General features: G+C 69.0%; 16 protein-coding genes. 9 read left to right on the top strand and 7 right to left on the bottom strand.

Annotated features, from left to right (window positions below):
• Positions 1-93: 93 nt before the first annotated feature.
• The 4 genes from V6Z91_RS20160 to V6Z91_RS20145 all read right to left on the bottom strand — a co-directional run bounded on the left by V6Z91_RS20160 (position 94) and on the right by V6Z91_RS20145 (position 3,601).
• A complete protein-coding gene (locus V6Z91_RS20160) occupies positions 94-957 on the bottom strand; it encodes a fumarylacetoacetate hydrolase family protein (RefSeq protein WP_338760264.1) in 864 nt (287 codons plus the stop codon).
• A gap of 63 nt (positions 958-1,020) precedes the next feature.
• Entirely contained in the window at positions 1,021-2,052 is a 1,032-nt protein-coding gene (locus V6Z91_RS20155) for an aldo/keto reductase (protein ID WP_338771953.1), read from the bottom strand.
• Complete coding sequence (locus tag V6Z91_RS20150; RefSeq protein ID WP_338760262.1) at positions 2,052-3,272, bottom strand: UxaA family hydrolase; 1,221 nt, start codon at positions 3,270-3,272, stop codon at positions 2,052-2,054. Before V6Z91_RS20150 ends, V6Z91_RS20155 begins: the two co-directional genes overlap by 1 nt.
• Positions 3,272-3,601 (bottom strand): UxaA family hydrolase, encoded by a 330-nt coding sequence (locus tag V6Z91_RS20145; RefSeq protein WP_338760260.1) that lies wholly within the window; start codon positions 3,599-3,601, stop codon positions 3,272-3,274. Before V6Z91_RS20145 ends, V6Z91_RS20150 begins: the two co-directional genes overlap by 1 nt.
• Positions 3,602-3,866: 265 nt before the next feature.
• Here V6Z91_RS20145 and V6Z91_RS20140 point away from each other — a divergent pair, with 265 nt between their 5' ends.
• A complete protein-coding gene (locus tag V6Z91_RS20140) occupies positions 3,867-4,961 on the top strand; it encodes an ionic transporter y4hA (protein WP_338760257.1) in 1,095 nt (364 codons plus the stop codon).
• A gap of 260 nt (positions 4,962-5,221) precedes the next feature.
• Entirely contained in the window at positions 5,222-6,376 is a 1,155-nt protein-coding gene (glf, locus tag V6Z91_RS20135; protein WP_338760254.1) for a UDP-galactopyranose mutase, read from the top strand.
• Between the two features lie 89 nt (positions 6,377-6,465).
• Here glf and V6Z91_RS20130 read toward each other — a convergent pair whose 3' ends face one another.
• The gene (locus V6Z91_RS20130; protein WP_338760251.1) at positions 6,466-7,434 is read right to left on the bottom strand and encodes an SDR family oxidoreductase; all 969 of its coding nucleotides are present in this window, start codon (positions 7,432-7,434) and stop codon (positions 6,466-6,468) included.
• A gap of 141 nt (positions 7,435-7,575) precedes the next feature.
• On the opposite strand from V6Z91_RS20130, the gene V6Z91_RS20125 reads away from it, so the two are divergent.
• Genes V6Z91_RS20125 through V6Z91_RS20105 form a run of 5 tightly spaced genes read left to right on the top strand, consistent with a single transcriptional unit; the run spans position 7,576 to position 12,638 of the window.
• Entirely contained in the window at positions 7,576-8,040 is a 465-nt protein-coding gene (locus V6Z91_RS20125; RefSeq protein WP_338760248.1) for a MarR family transcriptional regulator, read from the top strand.
• 6 nt (positions 8,041-8,046) lie between these two features.
• Entirely contained in the window at positions 8,047-10,080 is a 2,034-nt protein-coding gene (locus V6Z91_RS20120) for an FUSC family protein (protein WP_338760245.1), read from the top strand.
• Positions 10,077-10,286, top strand: coding sequence for a DUF1656 domain-containing protein (locus tag V6Z91_RS20115; protein WP_338760242.1), 210 nt, complete (start codon positions 10,077-10,079; stop codon positions 10,284-10,286). Before V6Z91_RS20120 ends, V6Z91_RS20115 begins: the two co-directional genes overlap by 4 nt.
• 2 nt (positions 10,287-10,288) lie before the next feature.
• On the top strand, positions 10,289-11,200 hold the full coding sequence (locus tag V6Z91_RS20110; RefSeq protein WP_338760239.1) for an efflux RND transporter periplasmic adaptor subunit: 912 nt from the start codon (positions 10,289-10,291) through the stop codon (positions 11,198-11,200).
• Positions 11,201-11,210: 10 nt separating this feature from the next.
• Positions 11,211-12,638 (top strand): efflux transporter outer membrane subunit, encoded by a 1,428-nt coding sequence (locus V6Z91_RS20105; RefSeq protein ID WP_338760236.1) that lies wholly within the window; start codon positions 11,211-11,213, stop codon positions 12,636-12,638.
• A 558-nt stretch (positions 12,639-13,196) separates the two neighbouring features.
• On the opposite strand, the gene V6Z91_RS20100 is transcribed toward V6Z91_RS20105, so the two are convergent.
• Entirely contained in the window at positions 13,197-15,200 is a 2,004-nt protein-coding gene (locus tag V6Z91_RS20100; protein ID WP_338760234.1) for an ATP-binding protein, read from the bottom strand.
• A gap of 63 nt (positions 15,201-15,263) precedes the next feature.
• Positions 15,264-15,815: a GbsR/MarR family transcriptional regulator gene (locus V6Z91_RS20095; protein WP_338760231.1), complete on the bottom strand. Its 552-nt coding sequence runs from the start codon at positions 15,813-15,815 to the stop codon at positions 15,264-15,266.
• Between the two features lie 194 nt (positions 15,816-16,009).
• Between V6Z91_RS20095 and cydD the strand changes: the two genes are divergently transcribed.
• Both cydD and cydC read left to right on the top strand, forming a co-directional pair.
• The gene (cydD, locus tag V6Z91_RS20090; RefSeq protein WP_338760227.1) at positions 16,010-17,695 is read left to right on the top strand and encodes a thiol reductant ABC exporter subunit CydD; all 1,686 of its coding nucleotides are present in this window, start codon (positions 16,010-16,012) and stop codon (positions 17,693-17,695) included.
• Positions 17,692-19,371: a thiol reductant ABC exporter subunit CydC gene (cydC, locus tag V6Z91_RS20085; protein ID WP_338760225.1), complete on the top strand. Its 1,680-nt coding sequence runs from the start codon at positions 17,692-17,694 to the stop codon at positions 19,369-19,371. Before cydD ends, cydC begins: the two co-directional genes overlap by 4 nt.
• Positions 19,372-19,403: the final 32 nt, after the last annotated feature.

The raw sequence follows: 19,403 nt of genomic DNA, 5'->3' as shown, positions 1-19,403 counted from the left end.
CGCGGCTCTTGTCGGTCAGTACAATCGGTCGGCACACACTGGCTCGACCGCCGCCACGCCGCCACGCCGGCACCGGCGCGGCGGCGGGCCCCTTTAATCGTCGATCAGCTCCTCGTTCCAGGCATGCACCGCCTGGCGCTGCTCGCCCAGGCCGGTGATCCCCAGGCGCATCGTGTCGCCGGGGCGCAGGTACACGGGTTCGGGCTTCTGGCCGAGGCCCACGCCCGGCGGCGTGCCGGTGCTGATGATATCCCCCGGATGCAGGGTCATGAAGCGGCTGATGTAGCTGACCAGCTGCGCGACCGTAAACACCATCGTGCGCGTGCTGCCCTGCTGGTAGCGCTTGCCGTTCACTTCCAGCCACAGGTCCAGGTCCTGCGGGTCCGGCACCTCGTCGGTGGTTACCAGCCACGGGCCGACGGGGCCGAACGTGTCGCAACCCTTGCCCTTGTCCCACTGGCCGCCCCGCTCCAGCTGGTACTCGCGCTCCGACAGGTCGTTGACGACGCAGTAGCCGGCCACGTAATCGAGCGCCTTCGCTTCGTCCACGTAGCGCGCCCGGGTGCCGATCACGACGCCCAGTTCCACTTCCCAGTCGCTCTTCACGGAACCGCGCGGCAGCACCACCGCGTCGTTCGGGCCAATGATCGCGCTGGTGGCCTTCATGAACAGTACCGGCTCGCCCGGCACCGCCATGCCGGATTCGGCCGCGTGGTCCGAGTAGTTCAAGCCCACGCAAATGAGCTTGCCCGTATCGGCGACGACGGGCGCCAGCCGGCTCGCCGCGGCCACGGGCAAGGTGCGCCAGTCGATTGCCCTGAGGCGCGCCAGCGATTCCCTGCCCAGGTAGGCCGCTTCCACGTCGGGGATGTAGCCGGACAGGTCGCGAATGCGGCCTTCGGGGTCGAGCAGGCCGGGTTTTTCATCGCCCTTCGGGCCGTAGCGGAGCAATTTCATGGGATTCCTTGGGGTTAATGTCCGAACAAATCTGTCTGATAAACCAATCGCATCGCTTTGGGTTTACAAAGGCATCGGCGCGCGAGCATCGATCAGCCCCGCCTGCGCCAGCGCGCGCCAGACGTCGCTCGGGATCGGCTGCCCGAACCACGCCGCGTTCTGCCGCAGCTGCTCCGGGCTCTGCGCGCCCGGGACGCACGACACCACGGCCGGGTGCGCCATCGGGAATTGCAGCGCGGCGGCCTGCACCGGCACGCCGGCATCCCGGCAAATCGCCGCGATCGCCTCGACGCGGGCGACAACGTCGGCGGGTGCATCCTCGTAATTGAACTTGCGCGTGCCGGCCAGGATGCCGGAATTGAACGGCCCCCCGATCACGATGCCGATGCCCCGCCCGGCGCAGCGGTCCAGCAGCGGTTCCAGCGCCGCCTGTTCCAGGAGCGTGTAGCGGCCGGCAAGCAGCGCGCAATCGATGTCGCACACGTCGATGGCGTCCGCCACCACTTCCCATTCGTTCACGCCCAGGCCGAAGGCCCGGATGCTGCCTTCGTCGCGCAGCTTGACCAGCGCGCGGAAGCCGCCGCCGCGGGTCAACTGATCCCAGTACAGCTCATGCGCCCTGCCGTGCGTCTGGCGGCCGATATCGTGGACATACAGGATATCGACGCGGTCCAGCGCAAGGCGCTGCAGGCTGTCCTCGTGCGAGCGCAGCACGCCTTCATACGAGTAATCGAAATGCGGGCGGAACGGCAGCGGCGCGCCCCAGCCGCATTCGCCCGGCCGCACGGACGCATCGGGCCGCATCAGCCGCCCGACCTTCGTGCTGATCATGTAGTCGCCGCGCGGGCGATGCCGCAGGGCTGCACCCAGCCGGTGCTCGGACAGCGTGAAGCCGTAGTACGGTGCCGTGTCGAAGTATCGGATGCCGAGGTCCCACGCCGTCTCGACGATCGCCCATGCCTGCTCCTCGTCCATCGGTTCGTACAGGCCGCCCAGCTGGGCGCAGCCGAGGCCCATGCAGCCCACGGCCACGCGCGCCGGACGGCGCGCATCTTCTCCGCCCCGGCCGATGCCCCGCGTGTCATGGGCCTTCATCATGCGGCCCTCAACGGGAAGCAGCCCGGCCCGGACGGCTCGAACTGTTTATACGTGAGGATGAATTCCTGGTGGCCCAGCGCCTCGGAACAGGTCTCCTCGCCGTTCGCCACGCGCGCCACGAGGCCGACGATCTCGTCCCCGACTTCCCGCAGCGATGCCTGGCCGGCCAGGATACGGCCGGCGTTCACGTCCATGTCCTCGGCCAGCCGCTCGTAGGTGGCGGGGTTGGCGCACACCTTGATGACGGGAGCGATCGCCGAGCCGACCACCGAGCCGCGCCCGGTGGTGAACAGCGTGAGGTGCGCGCCGCAGGACAGCAGTTCGACGATCTCCGCATTGTCCGAGATGTTCGGGAAGCCGAAGCGCACCTCGCCGTCGGGCACCACGTCCAGCAGGTACAGCCCGCCGGTGGCCGGCTGGTCGCCCGGCTTCAGGATGCCGGCGATCGGCGAGGCCCCGCTCTTCGCATAGGCGCCCAGCGATTTTTCTTCCTGCGTCGTCAGCCCGCCATCGGCGTTGCCGGGGGCGAAGCTGCCATGGCCCAGCACCGTGTAGTAGCGCGCCGCCTTCTCCACGCAGCGCACGATCGCATCGCCCAGCTCGGGCGTGGCGGCGCGGCGCTTCATGTGGAACTCGCAGCCCACCAGCTCGCCCGTCTCCTCGAAGATGCAGGTGGCGCCCGCGTCGACCAGCCTGTCGAACGCCACACCCACGGCGGGATTGGCCGTGATGCCGCTGGTACTGTCGGAGCCGCCGCAGATCGTGGCGACCACCAGCTCGTCCATGCGCATTGGCACGCGCGGCTGCGCGGCCAGTGCATCGACGGCCCAGCGCACCCATTCGATGCCGTCCGCCACGCTGGTGCGCGTGCCGCGGTTTTCCTGGATCGTGATCGTGTGCACCGGCCTGCCGCTGGCAAGCACGGTCTCCTCCAGGCCGCGGCGATTGAAGCTCTCGCAGCCCAGCGACACGATCAGCGCCGCGCCGACGTTCGGGTGCGTGACCAGGCGTTTCATGATGCGGTCCGCGTAATCGTTCGGGTAGCAGCCGGGAAAACCGATCAGGTGCACCGGCTGGCCGGGAAAGGCGTTCACGACGAGGCGCGCCACGTGGTGCGCGCACTCGACGGTGTACACGACCACGACCACGTTGCGAATGCCCTTGCGGCCATCGCTGCGCAGGTAACCGGCCAGCGCCGGCAGGTTCGAATGGTCCATCAATGGCTGCTCCCGATGAAGGATTGGCTGTCGTCTCCCAGCGTATGCGTCGGCATGTAGTCGCTGGCGAGGTTGTGGATGTGCAGGACCGCGCCCCGCGCCACCGGCGCCGTCACGCTGCCGATCGGCGCGCCGTAGCGCAGCACCTTGTCGCCAGGAGCCAGCGGCACGCGGGCCACCTTGTAGCCGAGCGGTACGGCCGCGGGCAGGGTCACTTGCGTGCCGTCGATATCGACCAGCTCGCCGGCCGACAGCGGCATGCGGGCGATCAGGCAATTGTCTTCGGGCGACATCAACAGCAACTGCGGCGCGGCGGCTTGCGAGGGCATGCGCGGTCTCCTCGGGATTGTTTTCACGATTGCTTTCACAACAATGTATTAAATATATTCTGTACCGTCAACGTGTTTTTTGGTACATCGTCGCGACGCTCAACGCCGTGACCGATTGCCCACGCATTCAAGCGACAGCGTTGTGATTGCAAGGCCGTCGTCAGCCCCAGGTTGTGCTTCCGGGCGTGCCCCAGTGGCCGCGACCCCAACCGTATTGAATGCATGGGCGTGTACACTCCCGCCGTCACCATCACGGAAACGCGCCATGAAAATATCGAACTCACTCCCCACATGGACGATCGCCGCGCCCATCGTCGCCTGGCTGCTGCTGGCCGGGAAGGCCGTCGGACTCGGCGAGACGCTGGGCGGCGCCTACATCGCGCTACTGGCGGCCGGCCTGTTCGCCGGCGTGCTGGCCGCCGTGTTCCACGCGGAGGTCGTCGCGCACAAGATCGGCGAGCCGTACGGCACGCTGGTGCTGGCGGTGGCGGTGACGTCGATCGAGGTGGCGCTGATCGTGTCGCTGATGGTGGCTGGCGGCGAAACCACCACGGGCCTGGCGCGCGATACCGTATACGCGGCCGTGATGCTGATCCTGAACGGCATGGTCGGCATCTGCCTGCTGGCCGGCGGGCGGCGGCATGGCGAGCAGCGCTTCACGCAGGGCGGCGTCTCCGCCGCGCTGGCCACGCTGTCGGCCATCGCCGTGCTGACGATGGTGCTGCCGAACTACACGACGACCACGCCGGGCCCCTACTACAGCAACAGCCAGCTGGTCTTCATCGCCGTCGTGTCGCTGGTCCTGTACGGCACCTTCGTGCTGGTGCAGACGGTGCGCCACCGCGATTACTTCCTGCCCGAGGTTTCGGCCGGCGACGAGGCGGTGCATGCGGCCCCGCCGTCGCTGAAGGTCACGCTGTGGAGCGGCGCCCTGCTGCTGGCCTGCCTGGGCAGCGTGGTGCTGCTGGCGAAATCGCTGTCGCCGCCGCTGGAGGCGGCCGTGCTGGCGCTGGGCGCGCCCAAGGCACTGGTGGGCATCATCATCGCCGCCGTGGTCCTCCTGCCGGAGGGAATTGCCGCCTACCAGGCGGCGCGCGCGAACCGCCTGCAAACGAGCCTGAACCTGGCGCTCGGCTCGGCGCTGGCCAGCATCGGCCTGACGATTCCCGCCGTGGCCATCGTGTCGCTGGCCAATGGCTGGACGCTGTCGCTGGGCATCGACGCCAAGTCGGCCGTGCTGCTCCTGCTGTCGATCATCGTCGCCACGATCTCGCTGGGCAACGGCCGCACCACGATCATGCAGGGCATGGTGCACGTGGTGATCTGCGCGGTCTACCTGTTCGTCACGATCGTTCCCTGAGGCCGGCCGGACACGATCGGCACGGCTCGCGCCGGTTGCCGATACCGTCCGTCGAATCGGGCACATCACGGGCCAATGCCGCGGACTTGGATGTGCGCGGCGTACGCTGCAGCGGAACCACGCGCACAAACCGTGCAACGCTTGTTTTTTTTACATGGTAATCTCGCCACATCCACCGGTTCCGGAGCCGCGGGAGAATGCAAGCAAGGCACCTATAAAAGCATCCAAATGCAGATCAACCAATTACCAGAGTGAACGTGATGACAAAGAACATAGCTATTGTCGGGGCAGGCTTCTCCGGCGCGGTAATCGCGCACCAGCTCGCGAAAGCGGGCCACCAAGTCGAAGTGTTCGAGTCACGATCGCATATCGCGGGCAACTGCCATTCCGAGCGCGACGCCGAGACCAATGTGATGGTGCATATCTACGGCCCGCACATCTTCCACACCGATAACGAGCGCGTGTGGAAGTTCGTGAACGAATTTTCCGAATTCAAGCCTTACGTGAACCGCGTGAAGGCGATCACGAACAACCGCGTGTACACGCTGCCGATCAACCTGCTGACGATCAACCAGTTCTTCAACAAGACCTTCCGTCCCGCAGAAGCGCAGGCCTTTCTTGCCTCGCTGGGCGACAAGTCGATCGAGAATCCCGTCACGTTCGAAGACCAGGCGCTGCGCTTCGTGGGCAAGGAACTGTATGAAGCGTTCTTCAAGACGTACACGGTCAAGCAATGGGGCCTGCAGCCCACGGAGCTGCCGGCCAGCATCCTGAAACGCCTGCCCGTGCGCTTCAATTACGACGACAACTACTTCAGCCACAAGTACCAGGGCATGCCGAAGGATGGCTACACGGCCATCGTGGAAAAGATCCTCGCCGTGCCGGGCATCAAGGTGCACCTGAACACGCCGTTCAAGCCGGAACAGAAGTCCGACTACGACCACGTGTTCTACAGCGGCCCGATCGACGCGTGGTTCGGCCATCGCGAAGGCCGCCTGCCCTACCGTACGCTGGACTTCGAAGTGCATCGCGACCAGGGCGACTACCAGGGCAATGCCGTGATCAACTACTGCGACGACGCGCAGCGCTACACGCGCATCACGGAGCACAAGCATTTCTCGCCATGGGAGCAGCATGAAGGCACGGTGTGCTACTTCGAGTACAGCCGCCAGTGCGAGGAAAAGGATACGCCGTACTACCCGATCCGCCTGGCGCGCGACAAGGTGCAGCTGGAAAAATACGTGCGCCTGGCCAATGACGAACCGAACGTGACCTTCATCGGCCGCCTCGGCACCTACCGCTACCTCGACATGGACGTGACCATCGACGAGGCGCTGAAGACGGCCGACAAGTTCCTCGAATGCGCGACCGAGAAAGCGCAGATGCCGGCGTTCGTGATCAATCCGCTGGGCTGACCACCAGCCAATGCCGGCACCGGCCGGTGGCGGGCGTGATGCCTGCCACCGGCTTTTTTACGCCCGCCAGGCCCGTTGCAAGCCCCGTCTCAGGAACGCTTGCGCAGCAGCTGCGCGCCGATCGCCGCGCCGACGACCGCGGCCCCCACGAGCAGCGCCGTATTGCGCTGCTGCCCCGGCGGCCGTCGCTGCCCGCCATGGATGCCGCTGATGCCGCTGGCCGGTTCGTACATGGTGCCGGTCGTCTCGGGCACCCGTTCGGCGCGGCGCGACCACGTATCCATGAAGCGGTTCATCAGCGCCGCCCCCACGGGTTGCGCCAGCTCGCCCAGCGTGAGCAGGATGGATGGCACGCCGATCACGGTCTTGGGGCGCGGGCGCCGCGCCAGCTTGACGATGGCGTCGGCTACCGTTTCCGGCGCCAGCACGCCGGGCGGATACGTGAGCCTGGCACCTGTGTAATTGCCGGCGTGGTAGACGGCCGGCGTATCGACGAAGGTGGGGAACACATTGCACACGTGGATGTCCGGGTGGTCCTGTAGTTCCGCGCGCAGGGCCTCCGAAAAGCCGCGCAGGCCGAACTTGCTGGCCGCGTAGGCCGCCGCATAGGGCGAAGTGACGTAGCCGCCCGCCGAGATCATGTTCACCCAGATGCCGTGGCCCTGGTCGAGGAAGACCGGCAGCACGGCGTGCGCATCGTACATGTGGCTGAGGAGATTGGTTTCCACCACGCGGCGGTGGTCGGCCAGCGGCACGTCCACATACTTGCCGACCACGCCGGTGCCCACGTCGCTGAACCACAGGTCGATGCCGCCCAGTGCGCGGCGGGCCTGGGCGGCAAAATGCACGACCTCGTCCGCATCCGTCACGTCGACGGTGAGCACTTCCGCCTGGCCGCCTGCCATGCGGCAGCGCTGGGCGATATCCTCGAGGCCCTCCCTGCCCCGGGCGCCGAGCACCAGCCGGGCACCCTGCCGGGCGAAGGCGACCGCCGTGGCGGCGCCAATGCCGCTCGACGCGCCGGTGATCACCACACGCAAATCCGTTCGCTTCATCATCGCTCCTGTGAGTTGTCGTCAATGCAAGCGAGGCTAGCACGGGCCCGGATCGCCCGATGCGCGCTTGCAACTCAGCAACTAGTTGCAGCGATATGCTTAGGATGCTAAACTTTTTCATCCTAATCAAATATGGTGCCCGCCATGACCGACCTCGACAAGACTGACCTCGACAAGTCTTTGATGTCCCTCACCCACACGCTGATCCACGCGGCGCGGGCGTACAAGTCGGCGGCCGACCGCGTGGCCAACAACTTCGCGCTGTCGCACGCCAGCGGCTGGCCGGTCGTGATGATCGGGCGCCTGGGCGACGGTGTCCGGCCCGGGGCGGTGGCCGAGGCCCTGGGCGTGGAGCCGCCCTCGCTGGTGCGCATCATCGACCAGCTGGTGGCCGCCGGCCTCGTGCTGCGGCAGGACGATCCCGCCGACCGGCGCGCCAAGACCCTGCACCTGACGGCCGCGGGCCGCGACTGCGCGGCCCAGCTGGAGGAATTGCTGCTGCCGTTCCGGCGCGAGCTCTTCGCCGGCATTCCCCAGGCCGACATCGACACCTGCGTGCGCGTGCTGGCGCAGCTGGACACGGCGCTGGCCGCCCGCGCGAAAGGCTGAGCGGCCATGGCGTTGTCGAAGGCACTGTCCTGGCAGTCGCCGCAGCCGCGCGAGCTGCTGTTCTCGGCCAAGTGCTTCGCCGCGTCGATGCTGGCGCTGTACGTGTCGATGGCGGCCGGCCTGCCCCGCCCGTTCTGGGCAATGATGACCGCGTACATCGTGGCCAGCCCGCTGGCCGGCGCGGTGCGCTCGAAGGCGCTGTTCCGGCTGTGCGGCACCTTCGCCGGCTCGGCCGCCACGGTGGCCATGGTGCCGAACCTGGCCAACGCGCCCGAGCTGCTGTCGCTGGCGCTGGCGTGCTGGGTGGGCGTGTGCCTGTACGTGTCGCTGCTGGACCGCACACCCCGCTCCTATATCTTCATGCTGGCCGGCTACACGGCTGGCCTGATCGGCTTTCCATCCGTGTCCGACCCCGCCACCGTATTCGATACGGCCGTGGCGCGCGTGGAGGAAATCAGCGTCGGCATCCTGTCCGCCACGCTGGTGCATTCGCTGGTATTCCCGCAGGGCGTGGGGCCGGCGCTGCTGGGCCGCCTGGACCGCGCCATCGGCGACGCGCGCCGCTGGATGCGCGAAGTGCTGCAGCCAGCCGAAGGCGCGCGCGACGCGCACGTGCGCCTCGCGCTGGCCGCCGAGATCAGCGACATGCGCGTGATGTCCACCCACCTGCCGTTCGACACCTCGCACCTGCGCTGGACGGGCGCCATGGTGCACGCGCTGCATGACCGGCTGGCCGTGATGGTGCCGCTGCTGCTGGCCGTCGAGGACCGCCTGCAGGCGCTGGCCGACACCGGCCCGGTCGATCCGGCCTGGCAAGCGCTGCTGGACGACGTGGCGCGCTGGCTCTACGAAGGAAAACCGGCCGGTCCGGCGCGCGCGGAACGATTGCGCGCGCGCTTGCGTGAGCTCACGCCGCAACTGGGGGCCGAAGCCCCATGGCGCACCATCCTGCAAGTGAACCTGGCGCAGCGTCTCGCGGCCCTGATCACCGCGTGCGAGGAAAGCCTCGCGCTGCGCGACCGCATCGATGCCGTGATGGAGGGCGCGCCGCCCGCCACGCCACCGCATCTCACGCCGGCCGTGCTGCACCGCGACCACGGCATGGCGCTGCGCTCCGCGCTGGCGGCCGCGATCGCGATCCTGGCCTGCTGCGCATTCTGGATCGCCACGGGCTGGCCGGCCGGCGCCGACGCTCCCATGCTGGCCGGCGTGGCATGCTGCTTCTTCGCCACGATGGACGATCCCGTGCCGGCGATCACCGGCTTCGTGAAGTTCACGCTGTGGTCCGTGCCCGTGTCGGCGTTCTACATCCTCGTGGTACTGCCGGCCGTGCACAGCTATGAAATGCTGGTGCTGACACTGGCGCCCGTGTTCCTGCTGCTCGGCGTATACATGGCGCGCCCGGCCACCTACGGCAATGCGCTGACATTCGTGATCGGCATCGCCAGCACGCTGGCCCTGCAGGACACGAACCAGCTGGAGATGTCGTCCTTCGTCAACGGCATGCTCGCACAGCTGCTCGGCTATATCGCCGCGGCGGTCGTCACCCGCACGATCCGCACCGTCGATGCACCCTGGATGGCGCGCCGCATGCTGCAACGCGCCCGCGCGGAGCTGGTGCGGATGGCGCGCGCGCCGCGCGCTCCCGCGCTGATGGAAGTGTCGGCCCGCGTGGTCGACCGCGTGGCCCTGTTGATGCCGCGCCTCGCATTGGCCAAGGCCGCGCCGGAAGTGCGCGCGGATGCGCTGGAAAACATGCGCGAGCTGCGCGTTGGCCTGCACATCGCGCAATTGCGGACCCTGGCGCCGCGGCTGGAACCGGCCGGCGTGCCGCTGCACGCGCTGCTGGAGCGGCTGGCCGCGCATTTCGGCGGCACGCCGAATGCCGGCCTGCTCGCGCAGCTCGACGGCACGCTGCGCACCGTCTGCCGCGCCGCCGATGGCGAAGCGCGCGCAACGGCCGCCGCCGCGCTGGCCAGCATGCGCCGCGACCTGTTCCCGCGCGCCCCTGCCTATGAACCGTTGGAGGAATCCCGATGACCGCCGAAATCAGCCTGTTCGGCTTGTACGTTCCCACCCTGCTGCTGCTCGCACTGGCCGCGCTCGTGTGCACGCGCGCGCTCGGCAAGCTGCTGCTGCGGCTGGGGTTCTACCGCCTCGTGTGGCACCCCGCCCTGTTCGAATTCGCGCTGTTCGGCATTCTGCTCGGCAGCTTTTCCATCCTGATGACACGCTTTGGTTATTGATCATGGCTACTGAAACAACCCTCAAGTCCTCCGCGCTGGCCCTGGCGCGTTTCCTCGTGACGACGGCCGCCCTGGCCGCGGCGGGCGCCCTTGCCTGGCGCCTGTGGCAGCACTATGAAGTGGAACCGTGGACGCGCGACGGCCGCGTGAAGGCCGACGTGGTGCAGGTGGCGCCCGACCTGACCGGCCAGGTGACGAAGGTGCTGGTGCGCGACAACCAGCAGGTGAAGGCCGGCGACGTGCTGTTCGAGATCGACGCCGCGCGCTTTGCCCTGGCCCTGCGCCAGGCCGAAGCGGCCGTGCAGGCGCAGCGGGTGGCGCTGGAGCAGGCCGTGAAAGACGCGCGGCGCAATGCCGAACTGCGCGACCTGGTGGCGCAGGAAGTGCGCGAGCAATCGTCCACCAAGGTCGATGAATTGCGGGCCGCGCTGGCCCAGGCCATCGTCGCCCGCGACCTGGCAAAACTGAACCTGGAGCGCACGCGCGTGGTCTCCACCGTGAACGGTACCGTCACGAACCTGGACCTGCGCGCCGGCGGCTACGTGACGGCCGGCCATGCCGTGATGGCGCTGATCGACCGCGATTCGTATTACGTGGAAGGCTATTTCGAGGAAACCAAGCTGGGCGCGATCGGCATCGGCGACCCGGTGCTGGTGACGCCGATGGGCGCCGCGCAGGTGCTGCGCGGGCATGTGGAAAGCTTCGCGGGCGGTATCGCGGACCGCGACCGCAGCACGTCGGCCAACCTGCTGTCGAACGTGAATCCCAACTTTAACTGGGTGCGGCTGGCGCAGCGCATCCCCGTGCGCGTGAAGCTCGATGCCCTGCCGGCCGGCACGCGGCTGGTGGCCGGCCAGACGGTGACGGTCGATGTGCGGCACGCTGCCGCGCCGGCCGCCGTGAAGCGGTCTTGAGGAGGACATCATGCGCAACCTGATGCGACTGCCCCTGTATGCATCGCTGGCCGTGCTGGCGGCGTGCGGCACGGTGGGCCCCGACTACCACCTGCCCGAGCAGGCCGCCGTGCACAAGCCGGCCGCCGCGGCGCCCTTCACCGGCGCCGGCGAACCGGCATTCCGCAGCGAGCCGCTGCCGCCGCACTGGTGGCGCCTCTATCATGATCCGGCCCTCGATGCCCTCGTCGCCAAGGCCTTCGCCGCGAATACGGATCTGCGCGTGGCCGCGGCCAACCTGGCCCGTGCCCGCGCCGTGCAGCAGGAGGTGTCCGGTGCCGCCGATCCCGTGATCGGGGGCTCCGCCGCGCCGGCCTTTGGCCGCGCTTCCGCCGCCGCCAAGGGCTTGCCGCAACCGCTGGCCGACGGCTACAGCCATGACGCCGGCGTCACCGTCGCGTACCAGCTGGACCTGTTCGGCAAGATCCGGCGCGGCGTGGAAGCGGCCGGCGCGGACCGCGAGGCAGCCGAGGCGGCGCTCGACCTGGCGCGCGTGACGGTCGCCGCCGACACCGCGCGCGCCTATGTGGACGCCTGCGGCGCGCGCCACCAGCTCGACGTGGCGCGCCGCTCGGTCGACCTGCAGCAGCGCTTCGTGGAACTGACCGGGCGGCGCATCCGCGCCGGCCGCGGCACGGCGCTGGAGGACACGCGCGCCCGCGCCCAGCTGGAACAGTTGCGCGCGGCGATCCCGCCGCTGCTGGCGCAAGCGCGCACGGCGCAATTGCGCCTCGCCGCGCTGACCGGGCGCGCACCGGCCGAGATGGGCGACAGCGAACTCGCCTGCCAGGCCGTGCCGCGCCTGGCGCAGGCGATTCCGACAGGCGACGGCGCCCAGCTGCTGCGCCGCCGGCCCGATGTCCGTGGCGCGGAACGCAGCCTGGCCGCCGCCACCGCCCGGATCGGCGTGGCAACCAGCGAGCTGTATCCCAGCGTGAGCCTGGGCCTGTCGGCGGGCAGCACGGGCGCGCTGGACCGCTTCGGCGCCGCCAACGCGTTCCGCTGGAGCCTGGGTCCGCTGGTTTCCTGGACACTGCCCACCAGCGCCGGCCACGCACGCGTGGCCGAAGCCGAAGCCGCGACGGCCGCCGCCCTGGCGCGCTTCGACGGCATCGTGCTGAACGCCTTGCGCGAGACGGAAACGGCGATGACGGTGTATGCCCGCGAACTCGATCGCAACGCCGCGCTGCGCGCCGCCCGCGACCAGGGCGCGCTGGCCGCCGAGCAGTCGCATCGCCTGTACCAGGCCGGCAAGATCGATTTCCTGTCGGTGCTCGATGCCGACCGCACGCTGGCCGCCAGCGACAGCGCGCTGGCGGCGTCCGATGCGCAGGTGGCGGCCGATCAGGTGGGGTTGTTCCTGGCGCTGGGGGGTGGCTGGGAGAAGGCTGCGGAGTGAACCGGGAAAACCGCTGTCGCACACGATTTCCCCGTTGAACCATCCGGGAACCCGTGTCCGACAGCAGCGCTCCATTGCCACCTCGCGATGTGCTGCACAAGAGTGGCAATTTTTGCAAAGAAAGGCGAGAATAGCGGATCGCGCAGTGTTTCAGGGTCGTGTACAGCAGCGCCCATAAAAAAAGCGGCGGCCGGAGTTCACCGGACCACCGCGAAGGGAAGCGCGCCATGGGGCAGGCGCTGTCGAAACACTGTGCGAGCTGTATCGTCGGGGCCAGTGTAAGCGCTATTGCCCAAATATATAAGCCGAACTAATTTGAACGTCGGTTCGCAAAATACGAACCATTCTCATTCCCGCCCGCGCAATCCTCGCCGCATCCCTCCTTCCGAACCGTTCCGGCGTCACGCCGGCGACAGGCAAAAAAAAGCCGGCCCTGGGGCCGGCAAATTCCAATTCTTGGGAAATTGGAGGAGACAGGTGCATCATGCCATCCTCCGTCCGGTCAGGCCAATTTAGATTGGCCATACCGATCATCACCAAAGTCCATATCTCGGATGCTCAGTCCTGCGCCAGGGCGGGCAATGTCACCGTGAAGGTGCTGCCGTGTCCCAGCCCGGAGCTGACGGCGCGTACCGTGCCACCATGCAGCTGCACGAGGCTGAGCACCAGTGCCAGGCCGATGCCCAGGCCGCCCTGCGACCGGTCCGGCGTGCGTTCGGCCTGCGTGAACAGCTCGAACACGTGGGGCAGCACGTCGGCCGCGATGCCCTGGCCGTTGTCGCGCACGGCGATCGACACCTGCCCCGCCGCGGCCGACACCGATATCGCGATGTGCCCGCCTGGCGCCGTGTACTTGGCAGCGTTGTTCAGCAGGTTCGTGACGATCTGCACGAGGCGCACGCGGTCCCCGTTCACGAGCGGCAGCGCGGACGGCGCATCGACCACGAGCGCATGGCCGCGCGCTTCGACCAGCGGCTGTACCTGCTCGATGGCGCTGGCCAGCACCGAAGGCAGGTCGACTATGCCTCGGTCCAGCTCGACCAGCCCGCGCGTGACGCGCGAGACGTCCAGCAGGTCGTCGACGAGGCTCGTCATGTGGCGAACCTGGCGCACGATGACCTCGCTGGTCGCGCGCACCTGCGACGTGTCGAGCCGGCCCAGGGCCAGCAGGTGTGCGGCCGTGCTGATCGGCGCGAGCGGGTTGCGCAGCTCGTGGGCCAGCATGGCCAGGAATTCATCCTTGCGACGCGACTGCGTGCGCAGCTCCTCCTCGCCCGTCTTCTTGTCATGGATGTCGGTCAGCGTGCCCAGCCAGCGCGTGTCCGGACCGATCGTTTCCGTCGAGGGCACCGCGCGGTTCAGTACCCAGCGGTACTGCCCCGAGTGGTGCCGCAGGCGCAATTCCAGTTCCAGCCGGCTGCCGTTGGCGAGGCTGTCCCGCCAGGCCTGTTCCAGCTCCTGCAGGTCGTCGGGGTGCACATACCGCCGCCAGTCGCTGTCCGGCCGGCGCGGCTGCGGTTCGCCCGTGTATTCGAACCAGCGCGTGTTCAGGTAGTCGTTCTCGCCGGCCGCGTCGGCGGCCCAGACAATCTGCGGGATGTCGTCGGCCATCAGCCGGAAGCGCGTTTCGCTGTCGCGCATCGCCCGCTCGGCCCTGGCGGCCGCCCGTTCGCTCTCGATGCGCCGCTGCTCGGCGAGCTTGCGCGCGGTGATGTCGATGGCGATGCCGGCAAAGCTGCGCCGGCCGGTGCCGATGTTCGCGAATACCTTGCCGCGTGCATTCACCCACGCGTCCTGCCCGGGGCCCTGCGGGATGCGGTATTCGACGTCGTACAGCGTTTCCGTGCGAATCGCGTGGTCGATCGCGGCAAGCACCGCGGGACGGTCGTCGGCATGGATCTTGTCTGTGAAGCGCGCCAGCGCCCTGCCGGAGCCTGCCGTGGCGGCGTCCATCTGGAACAGGCGCGCGAAGCCTTCGTCCACGAACGTCATGCCCGTTTCCAGGTCGACCGACCAGGTGCCGATATTGCCGGATGCTTCCAGCGACAGCGCCAGCCTTTCTTCCGCTTCCTTGTGCCGGGCCAGCGCCAGCACCTTGTCCGTTACCTCGATCACGGTGCACATCAGGCCGCGCACCACGCCCGCCTCGTCGCGAACCGGGCTGAACGAGAACGTGAAGTACGTTTGTTCCGGCACGCCGTTGCGATACAGCGTGGTTCCGTAGTTCTCGAAGAAGAACGACTCCCCGGCAAGCACCCGCGTCACATAGGGGCCCAGATCGCTCCACACCTCGCTCCACACTTCCTCGTATGGCTGGCCGAGCGCGCTGTCGGCCTTCTGGCCGAGCATCGGCAGGTAGGCGTCGTTGTGGAACAGGTGGTTGGCCGCACCCCAGGTCACGAACGTGGGGAACGACGAACCGAGCACGATGCCAAGCGTGGTGCGCAACGCGGATGGCCATTGCGCCAGGGGCCCCAGCGGATGACCGGACCAGTCGCGCGAGCGGATGCGTGCGCCGGTGGCGCCGCCGTTGAGGGTGAAGGCGAAGAGCTGGTCTGTCACTGGAGTGGAGATTTACGGTGGAGCCCGATTCTACTGGACTATGCCGCCTGGGGCCCGCAGTGCTCACTCATCCTTCGCGCCCGCCCCGAACAACCGGTCCTTGGCGGACAGCAGTTTCTGCACCTTGGCCCCCATCCTCATCAGCTGCGCCATCGACTCGGGCGACAGCCGCTGCAGGTCGTCGAACCAGGTATTGGCCATGTCGACGAGTTCGTGCATCTCGCGCATGCGCTGCTGGGCAAACGCATCCTCGGGCGTGCCCGCCTTCACGAGCAGCGATTCGCGCAGCACGGACAGGGTCGGCAGCACCTCGCGCCGGCGCCGCTCGGCGGCGACGACGCGGAAGATTTCCCACACGTCGCCGAGGGACGTGAAGTACTCGCGCCGGTCGCCCGGCAGGCGGCTCTGGCGCACCAGGCCCCAGGCCTGCAATTCCTTCATGCCGATGCTGACGTTGGAACGCGAGATACCGAGCTTTTCACCGATATCGTCGGCATTCATCGGCTGTTCGCTCACGTACAGCAGCGCGTAGATTTGCCCAACCGTGCGGTTGATGCCCCAGCGGCTGCCCATTTCACCGAAATGGCTGACGAAGGTTTGGACGAGTGGGGTCACGTTGTCGACTTTTCGAAGTTTCAGGAAATCCGATTATCTCACGCCGTGCCGGCGCCGGCGGTTGCCTGACAGCTCAGCAATTCCCGAGCACGCGACTGGGGCTTCCTGACAGCAATGAACAATTGCGGCATAATTTCACTGTTTTCTGAAAATTCAAAAGTTTTTGTCATTTCCGAACAGTAGGGAAGTTTGTTATGCGTGCCCGTGCGACTGTCGCTGTACCCCGGCAACCGGCCTTTCCGGGCGCCTCCCGCCATGCCACCTGGACGCTTGGCGCCGCGGCACTGCTGTGGATTCCGCAAGCCGCCCTGCTCGCCTTCGCCGTCCAGCGCCTCGCCGATGGCGCCGGCCTCTCGGCAATGTTCGCGCCGGCCGCCGGCTACCTGCTGCTGGGCCTGGCGCGCGCGAGCGCCGAAGCCTGGGCGGGCCGCAAGCTCCACGCCGCCTCGCGTGAACAAGTGTCGACGCTGCGCGCCTTGGCCGTGCGCGCGCTGGCGACGCGCTCGCCGCTGGACCGCGCCCGCCTTGCTTCGGGCGCCGCCGCCAGCGTGCTGGCCGAGCAGGCCGAGGCCGTGCTGCCATGGCTGCTGCGCTACCAGCCGGCGCGCCAGCGCGTGATGCTGGTGCTGCCGCTGATTGCCCTCGTGGTGGCCACGCAGTCCTGGGCGGCCGCGCTGATCCTCGTTGGCGCCGCCCCCCTGATTCCCCTGTTCATGGCCGTTGTCGGCTGGCGGGCCAGGGCGGCCAGCGCGGCGCAACTGGCCATCGTCGGCGGCATGAACGGCTTCCTGCTCGACCGCCTGCGCGGCCTCTCCACGCTGCGCGCACTGGGCGCCGTCGACGCCACGGCGCGGCGCCTGCGCGCCACGGCCGAAGCGGTGCGGGCGGGGACGATGCGCGTGCTGCGCATCGCCTTCCTTTCCTCCACCGCGCTGGAACTGTTCTCGGCACTCGGCGTGGCCCTCGTGGCCGTGTACGTGGGCTTCCACCTGCTGGGCCAGATCGGCCCGGGCAGCTGGGGCCGGCGTCTCACGCTGCAACAGGGCCTGTTCATCCTGCTGCTGGCGCCCGCCTTCTTCGAACCGCTGCGCGAGCTGGCCGCCGTGTGGCACGACAAGGCGGCCGGCGAGGCCGCTTTCGCGGCACTGCAAGGCGTGGCACGCGATGCCGTGCCGCTGCCTGGCGCGCTGCCGGAAGCAGCGCTGCTGCGCGCCGCGGGTGCACCGTCGCTCGACATCGATACCCTGCACTTCCGGCACGAGGGCGAAGCCGCCTTGTTCGCCGGGCTGTCGCTGCACGTCGCGGCCGGCGAGCACGTGGCGCTGGTGGGCCCCAGCGGCAGCGGCAAGACGACGCTGCTGGCGCTCGTCGCCGGCCTCGTGCCCGCCACCGCCGGCACCGTGCGCATCGGCGGCACGGAACTCGATGGGCACAGCGCGGCCGCCCTGCGCGAACGCATGGCCTGGATCGGCCAGAAGCCGCATGTATTCGCCGGCACGGTGCGCGGCAACGTCGCGCTGCAACGCCCCGGCGTATCGACGGTGGCCGTGAGCGCCGCGATTGCCCGCGCCGGCCTGGGCCACGTACAGCACGCCATGCCGCACGACAGCCTGGGCGAAGGCGGCACCGGCCTGTCCGGCGGCGAACTGGTGCGCCTGGCCCTCGCCCGCGCCGCCGTACAGCCGCATGCCGGCCTGCTGCTGGCCGACGAACCCACGGCCCACCTCGACCGCGACACGGCGGCCGGCGTCATCGATGCCCTGCTGCACCTGGCCCAGGCCCGCACGCTGGTCGTCGCGACGCACGACCTGGCGCTGGCGCGCCGTATCGGCCGCGTGATCGACCTGGCCACCCTGAACATCGCGAAGGAAGCGGCATGAAACACCACGACGTATTCGCCGTATCGGCCCTGTTCGCCCGCAGCGGCGGGCGCCGCCTGGCCTTGGGCGCCTTCCTCGCCACGCTCGTGGTCCTGGCGGGCATGGCGCTGCTCGGCACCTCGGGCTGGTTCATCACGGCGACCGCGCTGGCCGGCCTGGGCGGCGCCGCGGTGCTGTTCAATGTATTCGTGCCCAGCGCCGCGATCCGCCTGCTGGCGCTGGGCCGCACCTTCGGGCGCTATGCCGAGCGGGTCGTCACGCACGACGCCACGCTGGCCGTGCTGGCTGCCCTGCGCGAACGCCTGTTTCGCGGCTGGGCCAGGCCCGCCGCCGCGCGCGCCCTGCTGCGCCGGCCGGCGCGCCTGCTGTTCCGCCTGACGAGCGATATCGATGCCCTCGAATCGCTCTACCTGCGCCTGCTGGTGCCCGTGGTCGCCGCCTGCGGCGCGACCTTGCTGGCCGGACTCGTGCTGGGCGCCCTTGACTGGCGGCTCGGCGCCGCGCTCGCCGCATGGCTGCTGGCGTTCGGCCTCGGCACCGCCTTCGTGGTGGCGCGGCGCGCCCGCCCGGCGGCGCTGCGCCGCGCCCGCGCCCTGGAACGCCTGCGTGAGCACGCCATCGATCTCGTCGCCGGCCAGGCGGACCTGGCAATGGCCGGACGCCTGACCGCGCAGTGCGAACGCCTGCAACATCAGGATCTGCGGCTGGCCCGCGCCGACGATGCGCTGCACCGCCTCGACACCCGCGCCGGCTGGGCCTACGCGGCGGCCGGCCACGCCACCGTCGCCGCCGTGCTGCTGGCGGTCGGCGCCCTGGCGCAGGACGAGGCGCTCGGCGCTCCCGCCGCCGCGCTGGCCCTGCTGATCGCGCTCGCCGCGCTGGAACCGTTCGCGGCGCTGCGCCGTGGCGCCATCGAAGCGGGCCGCAGCTGGCTGGCCGCGCGCCGCGTGGCGCCCCGCCTGCGCGAGGAAACGCAAACCTGCGCGGCCGCCACGGCGTGCACCGATGCGCTGCACCTGGAAGGCGCCACCGTGATCCACCCCGGCCGCGCCACCGCCGCGCTGCATGGCGTCAGCCTGCGCATTGCCGTTGGCGAACGCGTGGCGGTGGTCGGCACCAGCGGCGCCGGAAAGTCGACGCTGCTGGCGCTGGCGGCCGGCGAACTGCGGGCGCAAGCCGGCACGGTGGAAGCACAGCCCTGCACCTGGCTGACGCAGCGCACCGAACTGTTCCAGGACAGCCTGCGCGACAACCTGCTGCTGGCCGCGCCGCTGGCGACCGACGGACAGCTGTGGGACGCCCTGCGCGCCGCCGGCCTGGAACACGATGTGCGCGGCATCGCGCAAGGGCTCGACACGCCGCTGGGCGAAGGCGGCCTGGGCCTGTCCGGCGGCCAGTCGCGCCGCCTGGCGCTGGCCCGGCTGCTGCTGCGCGACGCGCGCTTCTGGCTGCTGGACGAACCGACCGAGGCGCTCGATGGCGCCACGGCCGCCGACGTGCTGGCCCGCCTGGCCGCGCACGCCGACGGCCGCACGGTGCTCGTCGCCACGCACCTGCGGCGCGAAGCGGAGCTGGCCGACCGGCTGCTGGTGGTGCGCGATGGCCACATCGTCGCCGACGTGCGGCGCGGCACACAGGAATTCACCGCGGCGCTTCAGGCGCTGCGCCCGGATTGACCTTACCGATTGACCTGACCTGAAAGGAATCA

Source organism: Massilia sp. METH4 (assembly GCF_037094685.1).
Lineage (GTDB): Bacteria > Pseudomonadota > Gammaproteobacteria > Burkholderiales > Burkholderiaceae_D > Rugamonas.
Note: the sequence above shows the minus strand (reverse complement) of the source record. Positions and strands in the feature narration are given on the sequence as shown.